2 protein-coding genes are annotated in these 1,917 nt (G+C 65.8%); both read right to left on the bottom strand.

The annotated features are described in order from the left end of the window. Positions 1-1,001, bottom strand: a 1,001-nt coding sequence (locus VMR39_RS17265) for a carboxylesterase/lipase family protein (RefSeq protein WP_414712544.1), incomplete at its 3' end; no start/stop codon positions are given. A gap of 18 nt (positions 1,002-1,019) precedes the next feature. After that, positions 1,020-1,917, bottom strand: an 898-nt coding sequence (locus VMR39_RS17270; protein WP_325417326.1) for a Gfo/Idh/MocA family oxidoreductase, incomplete at its 5' end; no start/stop codon positions are given.

Below are 1,917 nucleotides of genomic sequence, written 5' to 3' on the forward strand. Positions count from 1 at the left end.
GGCACCTTGGCGAAACGCCCGGCCTGATAGGCCGCAAGGCTGTCGACCGCGATCCGGCCATCGGCGATCGGGCTGCTATGTTCGCGCGGGCTTCCGGCGAACAGGGACGCGAGGTTCAGCCCGTCGACCACTGTATCGGCAGGCAAGGCGCGCAGCTTCGCCAGCGCATCGGGATCGTCGGCACGCACCCCCTTCTTCTCGCCAAAGGCCGCGCCCAGTTTCTCGGCGCCGGCAAGCGTCGCGTCCCCCATCGGCATCGGGCCGCCTGACTGTATCACCGCCTTCTGGAACAGCCCCTCCGCCATAGGAGATGTCAGCAGCGCATGGACCGACATGCCGCCCGCGCTTTCGCCGATGATGGTGACATTGGCAGCATCGCCGCCAAAGGCCGCGATATTGGCCTTCACCCATTGCAGCGCGGCGATCTGGTCCAGATAGCCATAATTGGCGCGCAGCCCCTTGTCCGCATCCGCTTTGGTCAGCGCCGGATGGGCGAAGGTGCCGAAGCGGCCGAGCCGGTAGTTGAAACTCACCACCATGATGCCCTGTTTCGCCAGTGCCGCGCCGGAATAGGTGGGTGGGGAGGAGCCGCCATTGACGAAACCGCCGCCATAGATCCACACCATCACCGGCAGTTTGGCCTTGGCGCCCTCCGGCTTCCACACATTGATATAGAGACAATCTTCCGCCGGCGGCGTGCCGAGTGGCGCGGCGTCGGACGGGAAGGGCAGTTGCATGCAGTCATGGCCATATTGGCTGGCGTCGCGCACGCCCTGCCAGCGGGCGATCGGCTGCGGTGCGCGCCAGCGCAGATTGCCGACCGGCGGCTGGGCAAAGGGAATGCCCTTGAAGGCGATGACGCCATTCTCCGCCGTGCCCCGCAAGCGGCCTTCCGCTATCGTCACTTCCGGTTGCGCCGGTGGCTCCGCTTGCGCTGCTGTGTTTCCTGCTATCGGCAGCGTTGTCATAAGCAATATGCGCAAGGGCAGCGACAGCGGCATATCCGATCCTCTCTCAATTTACTTTGTGGCATCCTGCGGCAGGGCCACCACGCGCATCTGCTGCGCGGACAGCCATGCCGCCTCGATCACTTCCTGCACCGATAGGGCTTGTGCTGTCGAGACCGGCAGGGCGCTTCCGGATAGCAGCGCATCGGCGACCTGCGCGTAGAAGCGTTCCTGACATCCGGTTGTCGCCGGATGGAGCGTCACGTCGCCCATGCCGTCATGATATTCGACCGGATCGGGATCGACCCCCCATATGTCATCGTCCGGCCGCAGCCCCGCGATCAGTTGGGCCTCCTGTGGATCGAGCCGTCGCTTGATCAGCGATCCCTTCGTCCCATGCACCGCAAAGCGCGGCGCGCCGCCGGCATCGCCACCCGGCGCATGGAGACTGGCGTGCAGCACGACGCGCAGCCCGTCATAACGCAACACCACATGCGCCCAGTCGTCCGCCACCGACCCCGCACGCAGGGCGGCGATGTCGGCGCTCACCGCCAGTGGCCGGCCGAACAACGCCAGCGCCTGGTCGACCAGATGCGGGCCAAGGTCCAACCAGACGCCCGATCCCGGCGATCCGTCCTCCCGCCAGCGGTCGCGTATCTCCGGCCGGAAACGGTCGAAATGGCTCTCGAAATGCGTCACCCTGTCAACCGCACCATTCGCGATCGCGGCAGTGATGCTCAGATAATCGCTGTCGAACCGGCGATTGTGGAACACAGCCAGCTTGCGCCCGACCGCGTCCGCCAGCGCGGCAAGTGCACGCGCCTCCGCCAGCGACAGGGCAAAGGGCTTGTCCACCACCACATGCTTGCCCGCACGCAATGCCCTGTCGGCAAGCGCCGCATGTGTCGCACTCGGTGTCGCGATCACGATCAGATCGATCGCCGGATCCGCCAGCAATGCGTCCACTTCC

Origin of the sequence: Sphingobium sp. (assembly GCF_035511395.1) — a bacterium.
Classification (GTDB): Bacteria; Pseudomonadota; Alphaproteobacteria; order Sphingomonadales; family Sphingomonadaceae; genus Sphingobium.